Genomic DNA, 23,451 nt, shown 5'->3' on the forward strand with positions numbered 1-23,451 from the left:
ACATGGATGAGACCACTATTCTCACTCATATGGCCCGATCGCTGGTGCTTTTCATGATCTGGGTTCTGCCGCCGCTCATTGCAGCAGCGGTCGCCGAAACCATTGTCGGCATCCTTCAGGCGGTAACGCAGATCCAGGACCAGACATTGCCACTCACTGTGAAGCTGCTTGTCATTGTTGGAATTATCGGTCTGTTTTCTCCGGTCCTGAGCGCCCCGCTCATCGAACAAGCCAAGCAGATTTTCACTGATTTTCCCGCGCTCACGACGGGCTACTAGCCGCTCGTCGCCATGAATGATTTGTCAACCGCCGAAACTCAAGGTCTGATCCAGGCGGCCATCGAACTTGTTGTTGCCGCCGGGCTTGGTGCGGCCCGCCCCGCGGGCATTATGCTGGTGCTTCCGGTATTCACGCGTGCGCAGATCGGCGGCCTCATCCGCGGCTGCCTAGCCGTTGCGTTCGAACTTCCATACTTGACACAAATGGCCGATGGCCTGCAGGCGCTGGATCCGGACACACGTCTGTTCAAAATCGCGCTACTCGGTTTTAAGGAGGTCTGTGTCGGCCTTATGATCGGCGCCCTGCTCAGCATTCCACTCTGGAGCCTTCAGGCCGTCGGCGAGCTTATCGATTCCCAACGGGGCATCAGCAGCGTGGTCACCCCAAGCGACCCCGCGACGCGCAGCCAGGCTTCGGCGACCGGACTGTTTATCGGCATCACCGCGATCACGATCTTCGTCGTATCGGGAGGCCTGCAAACCATGATCAGCGGGCTTTACGGCAGCTATCTGATCTGGCCGGCTTATCAGCTTGGACCCACGCTGAGCATGCAAGGAACAATAGAGTTGTGGGGCGTGCTCGACAGCATCATTCGTACCACGATCCTGGTCTCTGGGCCTGTGGTGGCTTTCCTGTTGCTGGTCGACATATCAGCGCTCTTGCTCGAGCGGTTTGCGCCGCAATTCAGTCCGAAGGATCTGTCCTTAACGATCAAGAATATCGGATTTGCGATCGTTATGGTGACGTATACGGTCTATCTCATCGAATACATGCAATCGGAAATTATGCAGTCGAGCCGCGAGCTGGAGAGGCTCGAAAGGCAACTGAAATGAGCGACACGAGCGAAGAGAAAACGCTTGCCCCCAGTGAGAAGAAGCTAAGCGATGCGCGCAAGAAGGGGGTGGTTCCGCACAGCACCGATCTCGTCAGAGCCGTCAGCGCTTGCGTCGGTCTCGGCTATCTTGGGCTGGAAGTGAGTTCCATCCAGGGCAAGTGCCGCGAAGCACTCATGCTAACTGACAAGCTGCTGGAGCTGCCGTTCAATATTGCGGTCGATCTGGCGCTCGGCATCTTGCCCGAACTTGCTCTTAGAATTGTTGGCCCGCTGCTCGCGAGTATCGTTACCTGCGTCATTCTGACCGCGGTCCTGGCCAATGGTGGATTAGTGTTCTCCACGGAGCCGTTGACGCCGAAATTCGAGAACATCGATCCCATCAAAGGGTTGCAGCGCATTGCTTCCCTACGTTCACTCGTCGAGCTCGGCAAGACCTTGGTCAAGGTCGTCTGCCTCGGCGCGATCTTTCTCCTCGTCGTTGTCGGCACATGGAAGACGCTGGTCTATCTGCCGATTTGCGGCATAGGCTGCTTCGACTTCGTGTTCATCGAGGTGAAACTGTTGATCGGGATTGCAAGTGGCGCGTTTATGATCGGCGGATTGATCGATCTCCTCGTCCAGCGCTGGTTGTTTTTACGCGGCATGCGCATGACTGCAAGCGAGATGAAGCGAGAGCTCAAGGAGCAGCAAGGCAATCCGGAGCTGAAACGTGAACACCGACGTCTTCGTCGGGAGCAGGCGAACGAGGCTCCGCAAGGCGTAGGTCGCGCAACATTGATCTTGACTGGGCGCGAGATGCTGGTCGGAGTACGGTACGTTCGCGGCGAAACCGGCGTGCCGGTCCTGGTTTGTCGCGGCGAGGGTGAAGCGGCTTCACGGCTCTTTGATGAAGCGCGGGGCCTTCGTCTCAGTATCGTCGATGATCACGTCCTGGTCCGCGAACTAATCCGCAATGCCAAGCTTGGTAACCCCATTCCTAATCCGTATTTCGAGTCTGTCGCAAAAGCGCTCCTTGCCACCGGCCAAGTCTAGATCGTGTTGCGAATTGCATCGCATGTTGGGTGAAGAATCCTGTCGCTATCGAGACGACTGTCCGGTCTGGGTGCCAGCTGACGTGGGATCTGATGACACTTTGCTATTAGCTGTGCCCAAATTGCTGTTATTGCCCGTCCCGAAGGTTTTGTATGTGGCAACGGGAATGGCCGCACGATTGCCATCACTCGGCATCACGGCCTGATTGTCCAGCAAGTCGTGAGGATCGTTGACCATGACGGCCAGGTTGTTGCGGATCGAGCAGCCAAGCGTCGGGTCGAAGGAATTGTCGTTCACTGAAGGGCCGACGATCGAAATCGACGGACAGACGGGAGGGTGTGCCTCATACGTCATCGCCTCGATTCGCGCGGCAGAGCCATTGCGCTTATCGATGAATGGGCCGTACAGGCGGATGTTGTGAGGATCGACGCCCATTGCGCGGGCCTCAACTGCTATCTGCGTTCCGAGCCGAGGTGAGCCGGTGATATCAAGATGGAGCGCGTCACGCCGACCGAGACTGGTGCTCGCTATGAAATACCGCAGCCGCTGCCGTTCGGCCCCTCGAAGGCTCTGTAACAGTAAGACGTTCTTCTCCTGTTGAACCAAAGTCGCTTGCGCACTCGGCTCGAGGTAGGTTGGGGCGGCGCTTGTGCAGCCACCTAGACCGACCGTCAGAGCGACCAGGGGGCGCACGATTCGTGATCTCATTGATCGGTCCTTATTCGGTGATGTGGCCGGCACCCTTTGCCGGGCCTGGTGCGCTCGTCGGGGGAGCACCGCGACCAGGCGGGCGAGTTGCCAACGTGTTCGTCAGACTGCGCGCGAGGTCTGAGGGCGGTGCGATGCGGTCAGTCGGTGCACTCATCTGCTTCGTGTTCGATCTTGGCCGCACGACATAAGGCGTGACGATAATCACGAGTTCCGTCTCCTCCTGTTGAAATGAGGATGAGCGAAACAGCGCACCAAGAATCGGCACGTCGCCGAGCCAAGGGAAGGTCTTGATCTCAGTGCTGAAATTACGCCGGATGAGGCCACCGATCGCAAAGCTTTGACCGCTGGCGAGCTCGACGACCGTGTTGGCACGCCGGGTGGAGAGAGCCGGCACGGTGATGCCGTTGATGGTGACAGCACCTTGTGACGATAGTTCGCTGACTTCAGGCTTCACGCGGATATTGATCTGATTGTTACTGAGAACGGTCGGTACGAACTCCAGGCTGACACCGAAGTGGCGGAACTCGACGGAGATCTGCCGATTGTCCTGTAAGACCGGAATGGGAAATTCGCCGCCAGCCAGGAAGCTCGCGGATTCGCCGGACATTGCGGTGAGGTTCGGTTCAGCAAGTACCGAAGCGAGGCGCTCGCGAGCCAGTGCATCGAGTACAGCGCTGACGTTGACATTGCCAGTATTGACCCCGATCGTTGCCGTACCGCCACCCTGCGCCGCGCCGGTTCCACCACCACTGCCACTGACCAAGCCGAGGGTGAACGGGCCGGCCTGACCGGAAGCAGAGAGGTTGACGCCAAGCTCCTTCATGGCGCTCCGAGAGACCTCCGCCACGCGCACGCTCAGATTGACCTGCAATGAACCAGCCACCTGGATCTTGTTGACGACAAGCGCACCAGACCCAAGAAACTGCTCAGTCACTTTCACCGCGCTGTCAACGATCTCCGCATTGGGCGCCGTACCGCTAAGGATGGCGCCGCGCGGGGTATAGCTGACTTGGATCGGATAGTCGCCGATCTGGGCTTTCAGCGTGGCACGCAGATCCTCGATCGGCTGTGTGACGACAACACGCAGTTCAGCGAGAGCCTCCCCGTTGTCGTTCAGTGCGAACAAGCTGGTCCGTCCCGATTTTTTACCGAAAACGAAGATGGTCTTGTTCGACGGCGCCTGATAGTCCGCGATCGCGGGATCGGCGACAAAGATGCTCGCAGCTGGCGCGGGCAGATGAATTGTCTTACCGAGCGAAGAGGAAAGGGTCAGCGTCCCGCTAATGCCAGGAGCCGTACGCGGCGGCCCCCCTCCATCATCCCGCTTGATCTGAGCTACCGCAGTCAGCGGGGACAGCAGAACGACCACGCACAAAAGATGCGAAAGACAAGGAAGAAATGCGGACGAAAGGGCGTTGGCAGCGATCGATCCTCGATTGACGCCAGCATGCTTATCAAGAACGATGTTCAAGACAGTCTTTTCTTTCAAGTTCGATTGACTTACGCGGCCGGCGCTGCGCATTTCAATTCAAGTCCGTAGCCGATCCCGCGCGCGGTCTTGATCCGTAGCGTCGCACCAGCCTGACTCAAATGACCGCGTAAACGATAGATTCCGACCTCAAGAGCATTGGTCGAGACCTCATTGTCAAATGCATAGAGGCCATCCTCCAATGATGCGCGCGCCACCGTGCGGCCTGCGCGGCTGAGCAGATGTTCGAGAATGCACACCTCGCGGCGCGCGATCTTCAGCTGCCGACCGTTAACCGACGCTTGCCGACCGATCGGATCGAATCTTAAATTGCCAAAAGTAACGACCGGGGCCGTCATTTGCGTTGATCGGCGCAGAGTGGCGCGCATCCGCGCGATGAGTTCATCAGTAGACACGGGCTTGGGCAGAAAGTCGTCCGCCCCGCCGTTGAAAACCGCGATCCGCCTACCGAGCTCATTAAAGCTACTCATTGTCACAGCAGGCATCGAATGTCCGTTGCGTCTCAACTGTTTCAGCCAATCCAAGCCGTCTCCATCCGGTAGAACCAACTCAAGCAGTAGAATGTCATAGCTGGCGCAACAAAAAGCGGCGGCCGCTTCATCCAGGTTGCACGCTAAGTCAACGGCGAAACCGCAATCCAAGAGTGCTTCGTGTATAACGCGCGCTGGGTCCGTCTCATGATCAACCAGTAGCGTTCGCATTTCACCACCTCTTATCAAGTCATGCCAAAACACCCAGCGCGTCACGTTCGAACATGACCCCGAGCGAAATTGAACAGGCCGGCCTGGGTGTAAGCGTTGGCAGCCGGAATAGACGAAGAAGAGCGGTATTGGCCAATCGCATATTTGATCCGATCCATTGTCAGCTCGACCCGCATTTTCGACTGCCTCATGTGGCTCGCATGCATCTTGGTGACGTCCAATCTGGTCTTGCCACAGGGGCATAGGCGGCAATCAATCAAATGCATCGACGGGCCTGGCTGTCCCTCGCTCATCACCGCGACAATTTGGGCAGTTGTTACCAATCGAGAGGTCAATATGATTGCGAGAACACATGAATTTCTGAAATCGATTGTTTGGATGAGATGCATTCACATGGCGGATCGGTGACAATGCGGTTCCGTATTCCGGACCTAAATCTCATCATTGCGATCGATGCTCCGATGACGAGCGCAGTCGCACGGCCGCAAGTTTGATGGCTGACCAGCGCTGATAAGCGATTTGCATCGCGGCACCCCCAATTTGCAAAGCCTCACACGGTCGGCAGGCGTTCCGTGCTGGAGCTGCCAACTCCCGCATTCGGCCACTCGAACCCCGTCCGTGAGCGGTTGGCACCTGCTAATCAAAGTCTCGATCGCTAGACGATCTGTCGTCCGTCTGCAGGCCGCTATTTTGCCCAGTCTTTATCGTGCTTCTGCCCAATATCTCTCGCTGCGAAGGACAGAGCCCTCGATAGGTGCCGAACGCCGGCCAGACATTAAGTCACGTCCGATACTCTTCTAACGGTGCATCCGTTGGTTGCGCCGAACCATTGGCAAGCCCATCCCGCATTGGCGTTGTGGCGCATGCGGATTAGTCGGCCTAGTCGCCTGCATTGCAGCGATTCTAACGAACGGCCGCGAAACGATCGGATATCGAACTTCGATTGCGCTGCTTTCCCCCTTGGGAACGACGATGTGAGGAGAGCGGACCCCGGTGCCGAACCACTCCTCCTGTTGCGGCTACAAGTGGGGCGGAACTGACACGCCGTCAGGGGTACAATAGACCACACTAGCAACAGGGGGGCGGGCGGAGCTGTCGAGCAGCGCGACGGAGTCGAGCGAGGGGAGCTTGGGGGATGAGACATTCTGTCTGTCATGAAGTTTTTGACGCGATCGGAGACCGCCGTCGTTTCTGGAAAACGCACAGCACGTGTCTTGAATCGTACAATCTGACGCTATGTACGATTCAAGTCCCTTCGAGCGCTCGTGACTTATAGTTGATTAGCTGGTCTTGGACTGGCCGTGCAGGAGCCCGCGAGAGCATGGCTATTCGAAAAGCCCCTTCAAGCCAAAGGAGCCATCCCTTGCGATGCTCGGCATCACTTTTGCCTCTCATCTCGATCGAAGACAGCCGGTGGTCGTGATGTGGAACCGCTTCACCACGCTGTGGCAAACTCACCAACGGCGTCAATCTCGACGCGCTCGCTCGAGGCTTTTGCAATCGCAAATCCGGTGACCGCCATCCGCGCGGCGCGACGCAATTGGTGAACCTCGTGTGTTGGTAGCGACGCGGGGGCTTCCTTACGCCGTCAGCCTGTGTCAGTTCGCTTGCGTTATTGACGTTTGCCTGACCCGAGCGCTTGGGCGTTTACTTAGGCGCCTACGCAATCGGTGAACTCCTGACAGCGTTCACCCCTGAGGAATGCGCGAACGACCTCGAAAATTCAGGCTATCGAACCTAATGCCATCACCCTTGAGGCTGACGCCAAGCCCGGTTGATGCTCAGATACAGGGTACGGAGATGTCATGTTAATTCAAGAACCATATACCTTGCCCGACGATCGTAGCTTGTGAGCTTCTGGTTCAGATCCGCGTCATCCAGCGCTCGGAAACTGTGCCTCTCCCAAAATTTGATTGAATTGTTGACAGCCACCAGTGAGAGGTTGCGAAACCGGGCTTTCTTCGCGCGTCTGATCAGTTTGAGCACAACCTCGGAAGCCGCACCATTGCTGCGCGCCTCCGGTAGCAACGCAATTTCCTGAATATAGCAGGTTGACGCAGGCTCGGGTACGGCGCCCAATAACACATTCTGCGCGGGAGGCTTCCTGAAGTGCCAAGGATGGCTGACGACGTAGCCGGCCAGGCCGTCCCGCGCGCGCTCAAGCATGATACATCCATCAGCGTACAGCTCCAGCCGTTCCGAGAAGACCGCTTCATCCTCAGGGTAGTTCAGGTGGATGCGATCTGCGATGGCCGTACTCCAGGAAGATCGTCGGGCTCCATTCCTCGCCACGGCATGCAAAAAGTACTTTTAAATGAATTTCCTAGCTATGCAGACAACCTCTAGCACCGAATTCTTATCTAGGACAGAAAGCGGATCCGCCGCTAAGCTGCTCAAACTCTTTGCCTTAGACGATTTGCATCGCAGAGAGTCCCGAGCCAGGCCCCAGCTTTGCCCCATCTGGGGCGGGTCGAAACCGGCGCATTCGCCAGCGCTTGCTTGCAGAGAGCTCAAGCAGGCTCTCCAATCCTTGTTCACACGTGAGAGGTTCGTGAGATCCAAGTGTGAGCCTTGGTGAACACTCATGCACATCCGGCACTCTCGGCTATCCTACTCGGTGGTAGTCAAAGCTCCAGGCAATCTGGCAAGCCAACGCCGAGCAGGCAATCGCGACGAAATGGAGGCTATCGGCTTCCCCTTTCGACAAATTCACGCGGGCTGACCCTGCAAAGGCTTTCAAGGCAGCAGGATATGCCCATAAGTAACTGGACTTCCTCTAGCGTGGGATGTTGGCCTCGCAGTTATAATGCTGTCCGTAAAGGCCCATTTTCGTGCAAGCCTCCTTCAGCACTTCCTTCGGAGTCGCCCAGTTCGGTTTCCATTGATCACGATCGAAGCGGACGTTTTTGTATAAATCCCACATGATGATCCCTGACCGAGAGTGCTTGATTGTCTCATCGATGATCTTCGTCAAATCATCTCTGGTCAGTGGCAGATTCCCGCTTGCTGGTTGTCCGACTTCAAAGCCGATCGTGATCGGTGGCGCGATCAGGAGTTTGCGGGGTTGAATCGACGCTCGAGCGCCGGTTCTCGATCCTGAGACTTTTGCGTGAAAGTTTGCAAACTTCGAATTTGCCGGCAGTCCGCTGCCATTTTTGAGCCAACCAGCGGACTGAGCGTAGTAATAATTTACCTGTCCTACGAGATCACATGGAATGTGACTCTCGGGACGAGTGCGCTCGCAGTCTAGTTCGCCAAGATCGTATGCCATGATGCCGACATGGCTTAACTTGTCGATCTCCGCCTTGTGGAGCAGAGCGGTGTTGTAGATCAGGCCATAAAGATTACCACCCCGCCATACACCTCCGTAAATGCCTGAGTTCGGAGCGATCGTCTCCCAATTGGCCGACATATTGGGGATCCCACCGTTGGCAGGGGCAGCAACGCTGAGCTTCAACGACTGATTTATGCTTTTGATCGCGTTGTCCAGTGATTTCAGAATTGCAGCGAACTTCTCGACCGTCCGCGGCATAGCGCGTGGAAGCTTGTCGCTGTCAGGATTGAGTTTCAAGGTGTCGCCAAATACGTCTGCTCCGATGCCAAGCTCCATCAAGGCCTTGTCATCTAACATCTCCGCTTTCATCGCATCATTGGTTGGTGCGGGGGGCGTGATCTCGTCGGGAGTCAACGTCCAAAGCTTAGCGTTGATGTCGGCGTGCCAGATCTCTTCATAATCGACGTCGATGCCCATAACCCCAAGATCATTTGCGAGCGCAACAATGTTCTTGTACGCGCTGTCCGCGTCGCTTCCTATGATGCTGCTTTCAAAGTCAGGACGAGGTATTTCGGTCGAAGGGTTCGGAAAGGTATCATAAAGTTCATCCTGGGGGCCGCATGAATTTTTCTTTCCTGCCGTCGCATCGTAGATCTTGGGATGACAACTGAAGTTCCATCCGCCGACTGCTATATAGGTTTCCACGCCATGGGCTTTTAGATCGGCAACGACCCTTTTCAGAGTCTGGAAATCGACCTTCGGATCTCTGGTCTCCGTAGAGACAGACTTGGTTGAGCCTTTGTCACTGGTACAGGTATTGCCAAAAAGTCCCGTGCAGGTCAGATCGTTCGACGTGTATTTGGTCAAACTGGGCTGCACGAAGGACAGCACGAGGCTGTTGAAGTTTGTCTGCTCGTGCTCGATCTTCGCGCTGAGCTCCTTGAGATTTTCCAGGCTTGCGTAATAGTCCGGCGTGCCCTTCTCGGCTCCGGGGCCAGTCAGGTAATATGCCGAAATTGCGGGCGCTGCCAGCCCATCCCCTGCAAGGCAAGATGCAAGTGTGGTCGACAACAGAGCCAGGCGCAATGTTGTGCTGCCGCTCATCATTTTGTTCCCTTTTGACAAGATCAGCGCCGTCCTGCTTTCGGGCGTTGAAACTCGTCGTTAATCGCGAGCTTCTGCATTTGTTCAGCTTCGGCAGAGGAATGTTCGACGCAACCGTTGGCGAGGAAAATGCTCACTCGAAAGGCTCGCTTGGCGCTCGTGGTGGTCGAGATGCTGGTCGAGTACGAGTGTGTTGCTTTGGATGCTGCAGTCCGCTGGGATGCTATCACAGTTCGGTCGATAGTGGCGATCCTATAGCGCAATCGCAGGCCGCAACGACCTTGCATCGTGGCTAAGCGCCTGGGCGCGTTCCGATCGCAGAGGCGCTGACGATGATGGAGGATCCCTGACGAGCCGCCCGCGCCAAAAGCCGCTAGGGACTTGAATCGGTCGTTGCGTCAAGTTGTACGCATCAAACGGAGGATATCCCACGAAGGCGTAGGCGGATGAAGACATCCTTTCTCGCGATCCTACTATGTTCTGCTTTGGGTTTGCTCGGGCTGAGCGGGGGAGCGCTCCCGGACACGATCCGGCGCTATGACTGCTCGACAGAGGGGGTTGATCGAGAGCCAATAGGTGATCGAGATGAGCACGTCATTATCAGTGTTCAATATAGCTGTCACGTGGCCAACGGGCCATTGAGAGATGCCGCGATTACGGCCATTTCGGTCAGTGAGTTGGATAGTGAGAAATGGACGTCTTTAGCCTCTCTCGATATTCGATCGTGCGATCGACGGACTTGCGGTTGGACAGCTCCTGGAGGCGGTCGCATTCCTTGTCATGCGGGATGACAGACCTCTTGGCATGGCAGCATCCGGTAAGGTGGTCTTTAAGTTTGCATCCGGCTCATTGGCGGCTCTGTCAGGAAGGACCGTCAACTTTACGACCTAGCCGGCTGGATTTGGTCGGTTCGAGATGGAGTTCACAGATTGGCCTGAAGCCGCTCAACCGAAGTGAGTCGGTCGCGCTGGCCGGTTACTTTCTGGAGTCGTCCAAACGCGTGGATCATGTGGAATCGCGACTCGATCGTCTCTTTTATTGTCGACGGTGGGAATCTGGGCAACGTTTTTGATGACCGTGCGGCAGAATTATCGCGTCCTAGAAAAGGACAACCCATCAAGCTAGGATGCATCGCTAAGCGCGGTAGTCGCGCTGCATGTCCACCCTTCGAGGTGGCGCGGATCGGAGACCGGCCAAATGTCATGGGGGCGGCTCCGTTGCGTCGCCGCTCACAAGGCTACCATGATCGTCGATGTCGCGCTGAGCGGTCGTGCCGAACGGTCGCTTGGCCTCGACGGCGCACACCAGTTATCCATTTCGACGACGCGCCAGCGGCCGGCAAAGGCCTTTGGCAAAGCTGGGCACCTCGGCGATCAGCCCGCCTCCGCTGTCAGCTTGGACAGCCTCACCAGATTGTCGGCGGCGGCAGCGAAGGTAAAAGCTTATGCGACGTGATCACGGCCACGGAAGCTGGTCTTCTTTTGCCCTGTGATCGTCTTGATCCAGCCGAATGCCTCCTCGATGCGCTTGCGGATGCGCTGGCTGACGGCATAGCCGGCCGTGCCGAGTCCGTCGATCACAGAACTGCGGCCACTGCTGTTCTGTGCAACATGCAGCGTCAACGTGGATAAAGTCTTCTGCATCGTAGACTTTGTTGGCGCCAAGTGTGATCGTTGTCGGCCGGCGGCACGAGGCTCAATCATGTGCAGCGCGGCCACCCGTCACTTCAGCGCCTCGAGCCGGCAACTGAGTTTCCGGCAACGCCGATGTTCGGCAACTTCAGGAGCCGATTGACGCCCCACATCTACACCGACAACGAGATCCTAGACTTGCTCGCAGCCGCCAGCGCCCTAAATCCACAGGGTGAGTACGATCAGCCACATTCGAGACCTTGATCGGATTGATCGCTGCGACCGGGCTGCGCATTTCGGAGGCGATTAAGCTGCGCTGCCGCGATGTCGATGTCATGGCTTGCCGTGCAACGGCGCGCATGACCAAATTCTTCAAGTCTCACTACGTTCCGTTTTATGAGTTGCAGCTTGCGCTCGAAGTGACGATCTCGATTGTGGCCAGGAAGTGCTTCACCTTGCAGATGTAGACATTCAGGACAGCGCGGGCGGTGGCATTCTCGGATTCAATTACCGCGGACTGGGAATTCTCCGGCGCGAACGGATCGTCATCCAGCCTTTCTGCTTGACCGGGGGGACATTGGCGGTGTCCTCCCAAAGGTCCAATCCCGCGATTGGGCGAATTGAAGGCGGCATCATCTGCGCGGCAATCAACCTCGAACCTCCGGCGCGGAGACCACGGCGATGCCGAGAGCATTATCAACGCCACCGACCTCGATCAAGTCCCTCGAATGCGCCAGCCAAACTCGGTGACAGCTGATGTTACCGGGGACTAAGTCCTAACGGTCCCATGCACAGCAAAGCTTGGTGGAAACGCCTCACGTTCGAATCACCAATCTCATTTGGTGGCTCCTGCTCCGGTGCGGTCGATGACCCAGGCCACCATATAGCCTTTGGCCTGCTCCGCCTGCACGTGCCGGAGGGCCTCAGAGTAGGTTAGTAAGGGCTCCTGCGCCGGGTAGACGGCGCGGTTGGTCGGGGTGACGAAGTGGTGGCAACACACGCGATAGTCTTTGGCCTCGAACATCGGAACCTCCTCTCGTCTGAAGTTACGCGGCCATACGCTCGCGCTTTCAAGCACTGCCCTACCACAGAGAATGCGACCTTTAGAAGGCCGCGCGCTTCTTCAACACCCTCCATCGTCCGGGGGGCCCAATCCCTGGCTTTATGATCAGGTGGGATCGGCAGCGGGTGCTCGCTTATGCCGAGCGCAAGGGTTGGCAAGCGGCTTAGAAGCAAATCACCGCTCGCGCCCAGTCAGCCAGTCAGCCACCAGCACATTCCCGCGATCCCAGCCACCGCCATCACCGCACGCACCTCGGCATTCGTCGCCGAGCCTGCCAGCAGCCCCACAAACCCCACGATCAGTAGTCCCGCGCGCGCAAGCCGCAACCGACTCGACTGGGAGTTCTAACAGTTTGGACTTCTGGCGGGGGGCATGCGCAGGCAGAGGTCGACATGAAACGTAACGGCCAAGTCCATGCTCAAGAACTGCTCTTGCGAGTACAGATTGGTCAGATTGGTGATCACCCACCAGCGATCGACGTTGGTGCAAACGTCCCAAACGACATGCTGATGGTTCAACACGTTTTCGGCATAGGGCTGTTGCAAGAACTCGACGGTCTGGTCGAGCGCCAGCCAGTTCATGTAGTCGATGATGGCCTGCTTCTCGTCAGGCGTAGACTGCATCATGATGAGCAATCCGGGGTTGATTGTCCCTGCATAGCAAGCGCCGGACGCGGCGATCATGCTAAGGACTTTGTGGGGGCAATCCGGCGCGGGTACGCGGGACAGCCCAGTTCGCGCATATTTCGCGGCGGCGTTTTCGGCCTTTGGTTTCTCACAAAAAGAAGTGGCTTTCCCGAGCCGTAAATGGCCCGCCGAACGGGCCTTCACTCCAGACGCCCGGCGGCATGGTCACCAACCAATTCTGACAGGTGCGTCGCGGGTCTCTTCGGAGATACGATACGACTTGGACCGGCTGCGTGGGGTACGCGAGGTAAGAGAAAATGACTGAAAGGCGCGTACCGTGGTTCGGCATCGCTCTCGGGCTTTGTCTCGGTCTTGGTCTATGGCTGGTTTTGCCCGGTGGGCTCGCCGGTAAGGATGGTGGTGTCCGTACGGACGACGACGCGCTCATCGACAAGGTTAAATCAACTTGGCGAGCGCAGGATGGCGAAACGGCGGAGCAAATCTTCACCAAGGTCTCGATGGTAGCCCACTTCGTTCCCAGGGGATGGGCGCCTGGGCCAAGGACCGACACTGGCGAGCTCGTTGTCTTTTCATGGGCCAAACGCCGATCTGATGAAGGAAAGGACGAGTATACGGTCACATGGGAAGTTGCACCCGATGGCACAGTGAAACTTGTGGCTCCATATGCAAAGCCGATGGAACTAGGCTGGCAGGCGTTCGCACTTTCGCTTGTTGCTGACGAGGCAACAAACAAGGAAAGGGGCGTGAACCGTCGCTTTCTGCATGATCCCGCTAGCTTTAACTTCGTGATGACCGCGCAAGGCAAGCTGGGCGATCTTCTGCGGCTACATCGCTGCACTATCGGTGAGCCGGTCGGAGTGCACTACTCGCCGAAGGTAGACGAGCAGCAAACCGCGAACGGCACCCTGTGGCGCGTGAAGCTCTCGGTCGACTGCAATATTGCCGGACCTGGTTATCTGCACCGTGACGGAGTCATCATTTTCGAGAAGCGCGAAGAGCAGGATTGGGAGCCACGATCCCTCTTTGCCACGCTTATCGCCGCGTATGCACCCGGTTCTTGGTTTGAACTTGCAGACCCGAAAGACCAGGAAACATTCGAGAAGGGCCGAAAAACATTGGCCAAATGAAAGCAGTAAACAAGCGCGAGCCGCGGGCCGTCAATCATGGACGGCGAAGACGAACAGGTTGACGATAGGCTGATACGTGCTATCGCGAGGCTGATACGTGCTATCGCGCGCGCAGAGACCCGGGCGCGAGAGCGTGTCATCCGTTTGCTAGACGTTCGTCAGAAATGCTCCTCCAGGCCCGATACGATCCGCTTCCCGTGTCCGAATGGAGCAGGTGGTGAAAAAATCTTGTAGAGGCCGAGCACTTCCAGCGGCAACAAGGACGTGCCTAACGCCGCGACAACCTAACGCCGCGACAAGAGCCGGCGTCAGTGTCGCTTGCGCCTGTGTTGCGCTGATCATGCCGGGGATCGAAACTGGACACTTGATGTTCTCCGTTGCTTCGTACCCGACGCCCACCCCTGCCACGGCTTCCTTACAATGGGTCGCTGGACCGATGCGGGGCAGCAGATCGCTCTTTCACACGTCAAACTACTGCCCACCACCGAAATCAGCAGCGACGTGACTCGACGCTTTTGTGACGGTCCATGAAGCGCTGTCCCTGCCACGCGCCGCTAACTTCAGTGGCCAGCTTTACCGTTTCAAATAGCAAAAGCTGATCACCGCGTTACCCGATGGGTGCATGTCCACCAGGAAGCCCTCACAGCTGGGAAATCCTGCAGGTACCGACCAGGATTGGTCGGCTAACTAATCCAATGCCGACGTCTAAGATAGTGACCTCAGCCTTCCGCGCAAACACAAGCGGCCGATGGCTCTGCCACCGCGGACGCCGACAAAAGAAAAGGATGCAAATGTCCCATGCTTGAGGCTCGGCGCCGGACCATCCGGCGCAACCCTCGATATGAGCTTGCCGCCCGTCACCTCAGAGGGGAACATAGGATCTACGTCGATAGGCCGTGGAAGCTGGGCTCTGAATAAAGCCGATCCAATTCTGCGTGAGTGAGAGTGCCGATTGTGCCGTAAACCCGCCCGTTCTGATCGGCCACCAACGTCGCACGGTCTGAAACTTCAGCGCAGAACCGAGACGTTGGCCCGCGTCACTCGCTCTGCGATCGTGAGAGTCTGGCCTTTCCAGTTCTTGACAAGCCAACGATCCCTGGCGGGCCTTGGATGGCACTGATCCAAACGCGTCTGTCGTGTTTGCGATAAGAATGTCTGTCCACGTGATCAATGTGCGCGAGCACGCCAAATGCATACGCCTTCGGCCAACCTCTCAGCGGCGCCAGCGTCTCGCAGAGCAAAAATGTTTCGCAGATCACGAATGTCGTGACCGATTGCCTAATGAACCTGTGCTACAGTAGTTGAGCGAACCACCAAGGTCATGCGGATCGGCTCGGCAGGATAGAGCTGAACGGTGCGCGTCCAAGTTTCGACGGTACTCTTGAATTAGCGCCGGGCAGCTTTTCTCAAAATCAGCATGCCGGCGCTATTGGCTGGGCGAATTCACATATCCTGCAAAGCAGAAACCCCTCCTTTCCGTTCATGCGATCGACAACCTCGCAAAAAGTCGACCCTTCGAAGAGATCCTTATATCTGTCGCGGAGAAGGTTGCCTAAAACGTGCCGTCGCTCAAAATCCATGCCGCAGAGAGTAACGTCGCCATTTGGGAGAAGAACATTGCGATGCTGTCGTTCGTCAAGACAGGTCAGCACTCCGGCGATTGGCTGTGGTGCTTCAACGATCTTGGGGTCGACGCTTCCACACCTGCTGCTCAAGAGACGAGAGCGAACCAGCGCTTCGTCGGGGATTATCTCGACAAGTTCGGGGTGGACCTCCCCCAGAATTATGAATAATCAACGATGAGATATCTGCGTCGACCAGTTGACGCATCAAATCGACATACTTGCACCTGACGAGGCGACTATTCATGTACGTGCCGTCGTCAAAAACATGTACCAGGAAAACGCGGAATTCCAGCGCTTGCAGGCGTCGTAGATCCCGCCCGTTCATTCCTGCGAGCGTCGTGAAAATCCGGATGCCATGGCCAGATGCGTAGGCATGCTCAACCATTTCGGTACAATCCGGATTGAGCCAGAGCTCCGAGTACCCGGCAAAGCTGATATCGACAGCCGCTGGTACGCGCGCCAGGCATCTCTTGAAATCTTCGAGACAAAGATGCTTTGCGCGAGATACGGCTCTTTGTCGGGCGGCGAACTTGTCCTGCGGACAATAAGAATACCCGACAAGCGGGTGTGAATTATCCATCTTCACGTTTCTCCCAAACGTCTGGACATGGAGATCCCCGACCGAGGACCGCGAAACTTGCGTCCTTAATGAGGGCTTACTCATGCATGTTGATCGAATGATTGGGCGATAACGGGTGACACGGCAGAGCCGAAACGCAGTCAAATCGAGGCTGTGGCCGCAGTTTCCTCCGCTGCATTCCAACTGAAATCCAAGGGCGGATTTACTGAGGTAAGCGTGCCGGTCCGGGGCCAACTCCTTCTCGAGGTTTTGGCCAGTTGGGCAGCCGCGGCGCAAAATCGACTCCCGAGTACACCGGCATCGGTCATTGTCCTCTCACCGTTGCAATAGACATCGGTCATGGGCAAGTCGACGGTCCATCAACGGGCTGTCAACGCGGGCCCTAAGAAACGTCACGAACAAAGGTTAGGCCAAGTCCATGGGGTCAAGTGTCCATGGGGGCAAGTTCATGCGATTGAGATCGTACAATGTACCGTTGCGTGCGATTCAAGCTCTCTGGAAAAGAAGCGGGTTGGACGAGTAGCTCAATCTATCAAACCCGGCTGCTTTGCCGTTGAGGTAGCGCTCGAGAACGACGAGGGGACCTCCGCTCTCGCAGCGTCACCAGCGGCATGCACTCGGTCCAACCAGTCACGACGTCGACCATCGTCACCGTTTGAACAAACGAGCCAGCTACAGATTCTCGAAGAGGAGTCGATCAATCGTGCTACGCTGGCGCCGAGCACAAGTGCTTGGTCAGCCTCGTCGAGCTTGAGCCGGCCATGCCGCTTCAGCGAAGGCAGCGACGTTTGTCGCAGATCCGATCCGAGGCCTCCCATAGCGCCACTAGCGCATCCCTGATAGAGGCACCATCGGTCGGCCTTCGCGGCCGCCGGGCCTCCGGCGAAATTGCGACATGGCCGGCTTCCGTTCCGCGTGCTTGCGATGCCAGCCCGTTACCGCGCAAAGCTCGTCGCGCATGCCTCCCTTGTCTGCCCACCCCGCCGATCGATAGCGCTCTGCCACCACCGCCGCCGTGAGCTCGCGCCGCGCACCTATGCTGATCCGCATCGGCGACACCGAGCCGATCTCGGTATCGTCGCCCACTCCTGACGGTCAGTTCTCCGGTAACGGGCAATGCGCTCCCTAAGCCGGGGATCGGCCTCCAAGATATTGCAGGCTGAGCGCGAGGCTTACCTCAAGCTAGTGCCCGGGAGGGGTATTCGTGCTGCCGTTCGGGATATCTGAGTGTGAAGCACGCGGATGCGGCAAGCCGCAATTGAAGTGGCCTTAATCTCATAACAGAACTGAGAAACGCGCGAGGCGCCGCTCGGCTGTGCCACCATCTAGCCGAGCTGCTCGTGGGCACGCCGCCCCGTCAACCTCACCGTGCTTCCATGGTCACGCTGCGCGCCGACAGAGTGACCAGACACATGAGTGCCGCTAACATCGCAAACGCGCTTGACAATCCTGCGAGGTTGGCGAGGAAGCCGACGACCCCGGGTCCAACGAGGATTCCGGCATAGCCAACCGTGGTGATCGCCGCAACCGCAAGGCCGGCAGGCATGACCTTCTGGGTGCCGGCCCTCCGGAAGAGAACTGGCACCAGGTTCGATGCACCGAGTCCAATGAGCAGAAAGCCGGCCATGGCGAAGGGTGCCCCTGGCGCGGCCAGCAAAAGCGCGAAACCCGCGACAGCCAGTAGACTGCCGAACACAAGTGTAGCGCGGTCGCCCACACGCGCCACGACGGAATCGCCCCCGAGACGCCCGACGGTCATGGTGATAGAGAATAGCATGTAGCCGAGTCCGCCCTGCGCTTTCGGGACAAGGCCACGGTCCACGAGCAGCAAGGCACTCCAATCAAGCATGGCTCCTTCAATGAGGAAGATGATCGCCGCTAATGCCGCGAGCAGCACCACGACGGTGTGCGGCATGACGAATAGTGCCCTTTGCTGCGCCTGCTCTCTTTGGGGCAATCGCGACCAGGTCAGCATCATGACGCTCACCATGACAGTGGAGCAGATCAGGGTTGATGAAAAGGCACCAACATCCAACCAGAGCAGTACGGTCATCGCGGCGGAGCCGGCAAAACCGCCGATGCTAAACTGCGCGTGAAAGCCGGACATCAACGGACGCTTCGCTGCACGTTCCACTTCGACCGCACAGATATTGGCAGCGACATCGATTGCGCCGAGCGAGGCGCCGAAGGCGACCAGCGCGACCCCGAGCGCCGAAGCCGTACCGGCAATCACGAGCCAAGGCAGGATGAGTGCAAGGCCGAACCCACCGATCAGGATGACCGGCTTACTGCCGTAGCGCGCGCTCAACAAGCCGGTCAAAAGCATCGCGACAACCGAGCCCATACCGAGGCAGAGCAGCAGAAAACCTAGAACGCCGTCATCGACGGCCAGTCGCTCCTTCGCGAACGGCACCAGCGGCCCCCAGGCCGCCATGCCGAAGCCTGCGACAAAGAATGCAAGGCGCGTCGCGAGCCGGGTGGCCGGCCGATCGGCAGACATCGTTTGGAATCTCCGGAGGAAATAGTTCGCGAGCGTAACGCTCTGGTACTTTGCACCGCGTGCCAAGCTGTGCATCTACAATGTACGGCGATCGAAACGAAAGAGTCCACCCGCTAAGAATGAGGAGTTTCCAAGTCACTCCACATCGGCTCTTGGTTTCTCCATTTTTGTTACGCGCAAGGCTCGATCGTGTCCACCGGCCCGTGGCTTCGGCCGTGATCGGCCTTGGATCTGCTTATCAGGCCGTGGCTCTGACCTCGCTGGATGTCACTGCCGGTGCGACCATAGAACCTATAGATCAGCAAGCCGATCACGTTTCAGACTCCGAAGCAAATGAGCGTCGTCTCTGGCCAGGCTGAACAACAGGTAATCGCAGCCAATGATCGTCAGAGTGCGCAGGCAACGAAGGGCTTCGATCATCGGAATAGGCGCGGCAGTTCGGGCAAGGGGGTGCAAGATCATCAGGCAAGCCACGACGGCAATGAACGCGACCAGCGTGTTAGCATTGGCGAGTTCGGCAATCTCCTCGAGGGAGAAAATACCTGCGAGAAGCGCGATGGTCAGCCCGGTCAGCAGGGTTACGCCGGTCAGCGTTTCAGTGCCCGGAGTTATCTTCGCGAGGCTCCGCGGAAGGAGACCATCGCGGGCCATGACGAAGAAGAGGCGGCTCTGGCCGTTACTACCCACGAGAATGCCCGACGGCAGAGCGATCACGGCAGCCAAAGCGATCAGGTGCCCCGCAGTCAAATGGCTGAGCTGGCGCAGCACGAGAGCGACGCGCAAACTCAAGAGTTGCCCCCAGCAAACGTCCGCTCGGGGCGTTGCACTGGCTCCAGGTCAAAGGTCAGTGACTCTGCGCCCGGAAGCGCTTCGTACCATATGCCATGATGGAAATGAGCACCTTACGCAATGGAAGTCTAAGCTCCAGGCAGCATGGTCTTGAGGGGTCTGCGATGTCGCGTGGCCCTCGCGAACCGCGCCCTGTCGTGCGTGCGACCTCATAGAAGCCGTGATTGCGGCGCGCTCTTGCAGCCGCCGAAACCGGGGCCAAAAACGAGGAGTAAGCGTGTGAGCGTCGCCATGCGCCTCGGCGACGCTGAGCCGCGATGGCTTTGTAACGACGGCGATGATCGTTATCGCGGCCCGTTGAGCTGGCCACATCTTATTGCTCTCGGCAGCGACGCGATCGTCGGCACCGGACCTTAAGCTGTGCCAGCATCCCGCCAGGAAACTTGGCCGCGATGTCGACTTGCAGCAGCGAATCTCGGTCTTCGCGGTGGTAGCGTCGGCGCCATCATGAAACCTGGTATGGTGCCATCGATGTTGGAACCAATCAGGCCGACACCTTCTTGCATCGCGTGCACCGTCGGACGAAAGAAGCCATGCGCATACCCTGCAAAAACTGCAGTCGCGGTGGGCTCGTCGGCTTTCAGAGGTGCGCCTCTTCGGCTTCAAGCGTTGCGATGCAGTCGCTCGACGATTCCGGCGAGACAGGAGGGAACACTAATCCGTTGAACACAAATCGTTCCTTGCCGACGAACGAATATCGGATCTAAGCATCATGCCTCGAATTCGCATCGAATTGCGGGTTCCGATGCGCGCAAAAGCCTCCATGGATCGAAGTTGTTGATAGAAGCAAGGACGGCGTTCTCGTGATTCGGCTGAGTGCAGCCCAATTTGAGGCGCTCATTTCGCCCGACCGGCCGTTTTGATCTGCTTCGGCACCAGGCGTGCAGCAAGGGCGGCAACCGAGTTACTTGCGTTAATCTGCAATCAAGCTCGTTCAGGATAGTCCCCATTGGCGCGAGAAGCTGATTTTTTTTGACGAGCGAAGCGACGAAAAAAATTACAAAGTGGGCGAGCGGCCTCCCTGACCGCGGGATGCGTTGGCGCCCATTCTGGCTGCTCCGGAACGGTGATCTCGGCGAGGGGCACCCACGCTCGTTCGAGCGTCACCGGATCGCGCAGCTGGGCGACTGTCTCGGTGCGGATGTCCAGCCACTCGAACGAGCGACCATGGACGGTGACAAGCTGAGCAGGCCGGAGAGTGGCGAAATGATCTTGACGGAAAATCCTTATCACTCGACAGACTCGACTCGGATGTTGTCGAGCGAGTTCAAGATGATTTTGCCAAACTGTTCGACTACAAAAAGTGGGGGCTTGACAGTCACAGGCCGGTGACCGCAAGAGGTCAGTCCTATAGAAACGTTTCCGTGCTAGCAAAGAAATGCTGAGGGACGGAACGTCCCGCCAAACTGACTGTGACGGCTTCTTCGTTTAGTCGGTGTCATTTGGACGGCAATCTTGGCTCTGACGCAGCTTTGTGTGCAGCTCTGATTATCCCGCGGGTACATCTGACGTCTGACGAGCTTGATGGGTGTGATCTGATCTTCAGCCTCTGTCCATTCGCGTGGGGCGAAGTGATTGCTGCGCTTCGCCACCCGGCGGACGTGCTCGACATGCCCACGAGAAAGTGCGCCGCAGCTCGCGACGCGACATGCCGTCCTCAACGGCGGCCACCACCCGCTTGGACCGAATGTGATGTCCGTTATGCCTGCCGGCTTCCTTCGCCGGCAGCAAGCTTGGATCAGGACCGGCCTGATCTGGGAATTCCAACCGCTGCTGATCGGAATCCACTCTACGGCGTGCGCCCGAGCATCAGTCTCTCGCCAGGCGCCGCGGTGTCCGATTGACGGAGCAATGCCGCGGCGAGCAAGGCTGAGAGAGCATAGCCGAGGCCCGGCAATATCAGCGTGACGCCGTAGCCTAACCTCGCCGCAATAAACCCACTCGCCGCAAAGCCCAGCAATGCGAACGCCGACATCGCCGCGGTCAGGAACGTGACGTCTGTTCCCGCGTTGCCCGGCCGGGCGAGCCCGAGAAACCAGTTCGTGAATGTGACATGCTGGACTGCGAGTGCTGCGAACACGATCCCAACGCTCGCGACGGCGCTCACGCGAGCGCCAACATAGCGATCGATAATCGCAAGCGCTCCAAAACCGATCGCCAGGACCGCGCAGCCCAAGATCAGGCCTCGCTGCGGCGCCATTCGCGCGAGAATCGCGCTGGTCAGCGGTGCGACGATCGTATAGGTCAATACGTTCGAGAGCGCTCCAATCCATCCGATGTCTGCCGCGGCAAAGCCGAGATCAACGAGCCGCAACTGCACCGTTGCGAACGCTACAGCGATTCCGAGAACGCCAGGCGCGATCAATGCGGCCGTGGTCCACAGGCTATTGTTGCGTAAGATCGCGAAGATAGACAGGCGCTGCGGCGAGCGCGATCGGTCCTTGCAAAGGAGCGGTTCAGGAATCGCGAACACCCATCCAGCGAAAACGGCTAGCAGCAGGGCTAAGGCCAGCAAAGCCGGACACCAACCGACAATCTCGATCAATTGCAGACAGACCGCGCCGCCGATCACGTGGCCGACGACCCGGCCCCAACCCAGCAGCGCGGCGCCGAGCGGCCGCTCACTGGAATCGAGGGCTTCCGCCATGTAGCCCAACGTTGCGATGCGCTGAGTCGCGGCAATGGTCGCGAGTGCGAGAGAAACAACAAAGATCGCGACGAGATTTGTCTTCGGGTTCAAAAATGCCATCGTTCCCAGCACAGTGGTACTGGCGATTTGGGTCCACAGGATCCATGAACGCCTCAGCCCGAGACGATTGAGGCTCCATCGATCCACGACCGGCGCCCAAAGGAAGTTAATGGTGAAGGCAAAGAGTAACGTGCTATACAAGCCGACAAATTCCAGGCTGGCGCCGTTGCCTCGAAGGATCACCGGAATGGCCGAACAAATGAACGCGATTGCCAGATACTGCTGACTAGCCAACGCAACCATCGCGATATGTGGCAAGTAACGACGTCCCATCAGCCTCTTCCTCCGCAAGAGAAGTTTCGCGTGTGCCTCGAGGGCACCGTTTGCATGCAACAGATCGTTCCGGCGCAGCCGCGCCTCAACGCGGGATATGCAACTTTAGAGAATGTCGAGAAGCGCTGAGGTCCGGAAACAGCTCGTCCGTTTCGATCGTTTGTTCGAGATCACCTCGCAACGTCTTCCGTTTGCGCCCCGATTTGCCGTCGTGCCTCAAAGAAGCAGGCTTGTCCGGTCCCGATTCCTCGCGCGATATCATAGTTGCGCACTCAAATTGAGGAGCGGGCATACGTTCTCCCCTCGGCCGCGTGCAGGCCCTAGCGTTGGACGCTGCGATCACTGAACGAGCCTCCGTGCCGACCGATTGGCCGCAACATCGTTGTTCGTCCCCTGCGCCGCAGGGCTCGATCGGAAATCGATCGTTCCGGGGGTGAGGTCCGGGCGGCAGTTGCTACTTCGGTTCAGGTCGGACTCAAGGGATGCACACTGCGCCTGACCGTCATCTTGTCGAGCAAAGTGACCTGCCGGAAGGTCGCCGCCATATTGGCAAACACAGTTTGCTGAAGGGCGTCCGGCCGTAACCATTGCCGATCCACTCGCCAATATATCTTCTGACCTGCTCCACAGAGTGCACGGCAGTTTTACTGCTGGTCCAAAGCCCGCCGAACTGTTTGCGAAGCTTGCGAGGGGCGCGTTCACTGTGGCTGCGCAAGAACGAACTCCAGATCTCATCAACGCTCCGCTGCGCTTTTCCCGGTTTCCAGCCGAGCACCGTGAAGCTGGCGTCGGCGACGGCGCTACGGATGAAGCAAGCGGCGTGCCGCCTGAAAAATGGGGGTTCTCTAGCTAGCTCGCAATTGGGTGTGCGCGTCGAATAGAGGATCTTCTGTCTCAAACCCGACAATCGTGTTGTTAGCGTTCGACGGTACACGCTACAGCGAACCACAGTTCAGAGGTAGAACGCTGGGAACTGGGGACG

General features: G+C 57.8%; 19 protein-coding genes and 1 pseudogene. 7 read left to right on the plus strand and 13 right to left on the minus strand.

Annotated features, from left to right (window positions below):
• The first annotated feature begins 2 nt into the window (after positions 1-2).
• From ACKWRH_RS06045 to ACKWRH_RS06055, 3 genes are read left to right on the plus strand one after another with little or no spacing between them, the layout of a single operon-like run.
• Positions 3-278 carry an EscS/YscS/HrcS family type III secretion system export apparatus protein gene (locus ACKWRH_RS06045; RefSeq protein WP_445219721.1) on the plus strand — a complete coding sequence of 92 codons (276 nt, stop codon included), beginning with the start codon at positions 3-5 and terminating at the stop codon, positions 276-278.
• A 12-nt stretch (positions 279-290) separates the two neighbouring features.
• Positions 291-1,112: a type III secretion system export apparatus subunit SctT gene (sctT, locus tag ACKWRH_RS06050; protein WP_445219722.1), complete on the plus strand. Its 822-nt coding sequence runs from the start codon at positions 291-293 to the stop codon at positions 1,110-1,112.
• Complete coding sequence (locus ACKWRH_RS06055; protein WP_445219723.1) at positions 1,109-2,146, plus strand: EscU/YscU/HrcU family type III secretion system export apparatus switch protein; 1,038 nt, start codon at positions 1,109-1,111, stop codon at positions 2,144-2,146. The genes sctT and ACKWRH_RS06055 overlap by 4 nt, the downstream gene beginning before the upstream one ends.
• A gap of 45 nt (positions 2,147-2,191) precedes the next feature.
• Here ACKWRH_RS06055 and ACKWRH_RS06060 read toward each other — a convergent pair whose 3' ends face one another.
• From ACKWRH_RS06060 to ACKWRH_RS06080, 5 genes are all read right to left on the minus strand, one after another.
• Entirely contained in the window at positions 2,192-2,854 is a 663-nt protein-coding gene (locus tag ACKWRH_RS06060) for a CpaD family pilus assembly lipoprotein (RefSeq protein WP_445219724.1), read from the minus strand.
• Positions 2,855-2,864: 10 nt separating this feature from the next.
• Positions 2,865-4,379, minus strand: a complete 1,515-nt coding sequence (locus ACKWRH_RS06065) for a type II and III secretion system protein family protein (protein ID WP_445219725.1) — start codon at positions 4,377-4,379, stop codon at positions 2,865-2,867.
• Positions 4,358-5,047 (minus strand): response regulator, encoded by a 690-nt coding sequence (locus tag ACKWRH_RS06070; RefSeq protein WP_445219726.1) that lies wholly within the window; start codon positions 5,045-5,047, stop codon positions 4,358-4,360. Before ACKWRH_RS06070 ends, ACKWRH_RS06065 begins: the two co-directional genes overlap by 22 nt.
• Before the next feature lie 1,803 nt (positions 5,048-6,850).
• The gene (locus ACKWRH_RS06075; RefSeq protein ID WP_445219727.1) at positions 6,851-7,213 is read right to left on the minus strand and encodes a GNAT family N-acetyltransferase; all 363 of its coding nucleotides are present in this window, start codon (positions 7,211-7,213) and stop codon (positions 6,851-6,853) included.
• A gap of 610 nt (positions 7,214-7,823) precedes the next feature.
• The gene (locus ACKWRH_RS06080; RefSeq protein WP_445219728.1) at positions 7,824-9,428 is read right to left on the minus strand and encodes a hypothetical protein; all 1,605 of its coding nucleotides are present in this window, start codon (positions 9,426-9,428) and stop codon (positions 7,824-7,826) included.
• Positions 9,429-10,667: 1,239 nt separating this feature from the next.
• On the opposite strand from ACKWRH_RS06080, the gene ACKWRH_RS06085 reads away from it, so the two are divergent.
• On the plus strand, positions 10,668-10,880 hold the full coding sequence (locus ACKWRH_RS06085; RefSeq protein WP_445222646.1) for a hypothetical protein: 213 nt from the start codon (positions 10,668-10,670) through the stop codon (positions 10,878-10,880).
• Here the strand turns inward: ACKWRH_RS06085 and ACKWRH_RS06090 are convergent.
• Positions 10,799-11,146 (minus strand): annotated as a pseudogene (locus ACKWRH_RS06090) (IS5/IS1182 family transposase); the annotation flags it as partial. The gene ACKWRH_RS06085 and the pseudogene ACKWRH_RS06090 overlap by 82 nt on opposite strands.
• Before the next feature lie 170 nt (positions 11,147-11,316).
• Between ACKWRH_RS06090 and ACKWRH_RS06095 the strand changes: the two are divergent.
• Entirely contained in the window at positions 11,317-11,523 is a 207-nt protein-coding gene (locus tag ACKWRH_RS06095; RefSeq protein ID WP_445219729.1) for a tyrosine-type recombinase/integrase, read from the plus strand.
• Between the two features lie 368 nt (positions 11,524-11,891).
• Here the strand turns inward: ACKWRH_RS06095 and ACKWRH_RS06100 are convergent, their stop codons facing one another.
• Positions 11,892-12,080: a hypothetical protein gene (locus ACKWRH_RS06100; protein WP_445219730.1), complete on the minus strand. Its 189-nt coding sequence runs from the start codon at positions 12,078-12,080 to the stop codon at positions 11,892-11,894.
• Positions 12,081-12,463: 383 nt separating this feature from the next.
• Complete coding sequence (locus ACKWRH_RS06105) at positions 12,464-12,949, minus strand: hypothetical protein (RefSeq protein ID WP_445219731.1); 486 nt, start codon at positions 12,947-12,949, stop codon at positions 12,464-12,466.
• A 113-nt stretch (positions 12,950-13,062) separates the two neighbouring features.
• Between ACKWRH_RS06105 and ACKWRH_RS06110 the strand changes: the two genes are divergently transcribed.
• Positions 13,063-13,893 (plus strand): nodulate formation efficiency C protein, encoded by an 831-nt coding sequence (locus ACKWRH_RS06110; RefSeq protein ID WP_445219732.1) that lies wholly within the window; start codon positions 13,063-13,065, stop codon positions 13,891-13,893.
• 1,412 nt (positions 13,894-15,305) lie between these two features.
• Here ACKWRH_RS06110 and ACKWRH_RS06115 read toward each other — a convergent pair.
• Positions 15,306-15,473: a hypothetical protein gene (locus ACKWRH_RS06115; RefSeq protein ID WP_445219733.1), complete on the minus strand. Its 168-nt coding sequence runs from the start codon at positions 15,471-15,473 to the stop codon at positions 15,306-15,308.
• Between ACKWRH_RS06115 and ACKWRH_RS06120 the strand changes: the two genes are divergently transcribed.
• Entirely contained in the window at positions 15,453-15,686 is a 234-nt protein-coding gene (locus ACKWRH_RS06120; protein WP_445222647.1) for a hypothetical protein, read from the plus strand. The two genes, ACKWRH_RS06115 and ACKWRH_RS06120, sit on opposite strands and share 21 nt — an antisense overlap.
• A 1,237-nt stretch (positions 15,687-16,923) precedes the next feature.
• Here ACKWRH_RS06120 and ACKWRH_RS06125 read toward each other — a convergent pair.
• The 4 genes from ACKWRH_RS06125 to ACKWRH_RS06140 all read right to left on the minus strand — a co-directional run bounded on the left by ACKWRH_RS06125 (position 16,924) and on the right by ACKWRH_RS06140 (position 22,469).
• Positions 16,924-17,184 (minus strand): hypothetical protein, encoded by a 261-nt coding sequence (locus ACKWRH_RS06125; RefSeq protein ID WP_445219734.1) that lies wholly within the window; start codon positions 17,182-17,184, stop codon positions 16,924-16,926.
• A 277-nt stretch (positions 17,185-17,461) separates the two neighbouring features.
• Complete coding sequence (locus tag ACKWRH_RS06130; RefSeq protein ID WP_445219735.1) at positions 17,462-18,598, minus strand: MFS transporter; 1,137 nt, start codon at positions 18,596-18,598, stop codon at positions 17,462-17,464.
• 291 nt (positions 18,599-18,889) lie between these two features.
• On the minus strand, positions 18,890-19,387 hold the full coding sequence (locus ACKWRH_RS06135; RefSeq protein WP_445219736.1) for an amino acid permease: 498 nt from the start codon (positions 19,385-19,387) through the stop codon (positions 18,890-18,892).
• 1,849 nt (positions 19,388-21,236) lie between these two features.
• A complete protein-coding gene (locus tag ACKWRH_RS06140) occupies positions 21,237-22,469 on the minus strand; it encodes an MFS transporter (RefSeq protein ID WP_445219737.1) in 1,233 nt (410 codons plus the stop codon).
• Between the last annotated feature and the right edge of the window lie 982 nt (positions 22,470-23,451).

Source organism: Bradyrhizobium sp. Pa8, from assembly GCF_052588265.1.

Coding starts and splice junctions, on each gene's coding strand:
- ACKWRH_RS06045 (WP_445219721.1), top strand. CDS start 3: ATGGATGAGACCACTATTCTCACTCATATGGCCCGATCGCTGGTGCTT.
- sctT (WP_445219722.1), top strand. CDS start 291: ATGAATGATTTGTCAACCGCCGAAACTCAAGGTCTGATCCAGGCGGCC.
- ACKWRH_RS06055 (WP_445219723.1), top strand. CDS start 1,109: ATGAGCGACACGAGCGAAGAGAAAACGCTTGCCCCCAGTGAGAAGAAG.
- ACKWRH_RS06060 (WP_445219724.1), bottom strand. CDS start 2,854: ATGAGATCACGAATCGTGCGCCCCCTGGTCGCTCTGACGGTCGGTCTA.
- ACKWRH_RS06065 (WP_445219725.1), bottom strand. CDS start 4,379: ATGCGCAGCGCCGGCCGCGTAAGTCAATCGAACTTGAAAGAAAAGACT.
- ACKWRH_RS06070 (WP_445219726.1), bottom strand. CDS start 5,047: ATGCGAACGCTACTGGTTGATCATGAGACGGACCCAGCGCGCGTTATA.
- ACKWRH_RS06075 (WP_445219727.1), bottom strand. CDS start 7,213: ATGCTTGAGCGCGCGCGGGACGGCCTGGCCGGCTACGTCGTCAGCCAT.
- ACKWRH_RS06080 (WP_445219728.1), bottom strand. CDS start 9,428: ATGATGAGCGGCAGCACAACATTGCGCCTGGCTCTGTTGTCGACCACA.
- ACKWRH_RS06085 (WP_445222646.1), top strand. CDS start 10,668: ATGATCGTCGATGTCGCGCTGAGCGGTCGTGCCGAACGGTCGCTTGGC.
- ACKWRH_RS06100 (WP_445219730.1), bottom strand. CDS start 12,080: ATGTTCGAGGCCAAAGACTATCGCGTGTGTTGCCACCACTTCGTCACC.
- ACKWRH_RS06110 (WP_445219732.1), top strand. CDS start 13,063: ATGACTGAAAGGCGCGTACCGTGGTTCGGCATCGCTCTCGGGCTTTGT.
- ACKWRH_RS06115 (WP_445219733.1), bottom strand. CDS start 15,473: ATGGATTTTGAGCGACGGCACGTTTTAGGCAACCTTCTCCGCGACAGA.
- ACKWRH_RS06130 (WP_445219735.1), bottom strand. CDS start 18,598: ATGTCTGCCGATCGGCCGGCCACCCGGCTCGCGACGCGCCTTGCATTC.
- ACKWRH_RS06140 (WP_445219737.1), bottom strand. CDS start 22,469: ATGGGACGTCGTTACTTGCCACATATCGCGATGGTTGCGTTGGCTAGT.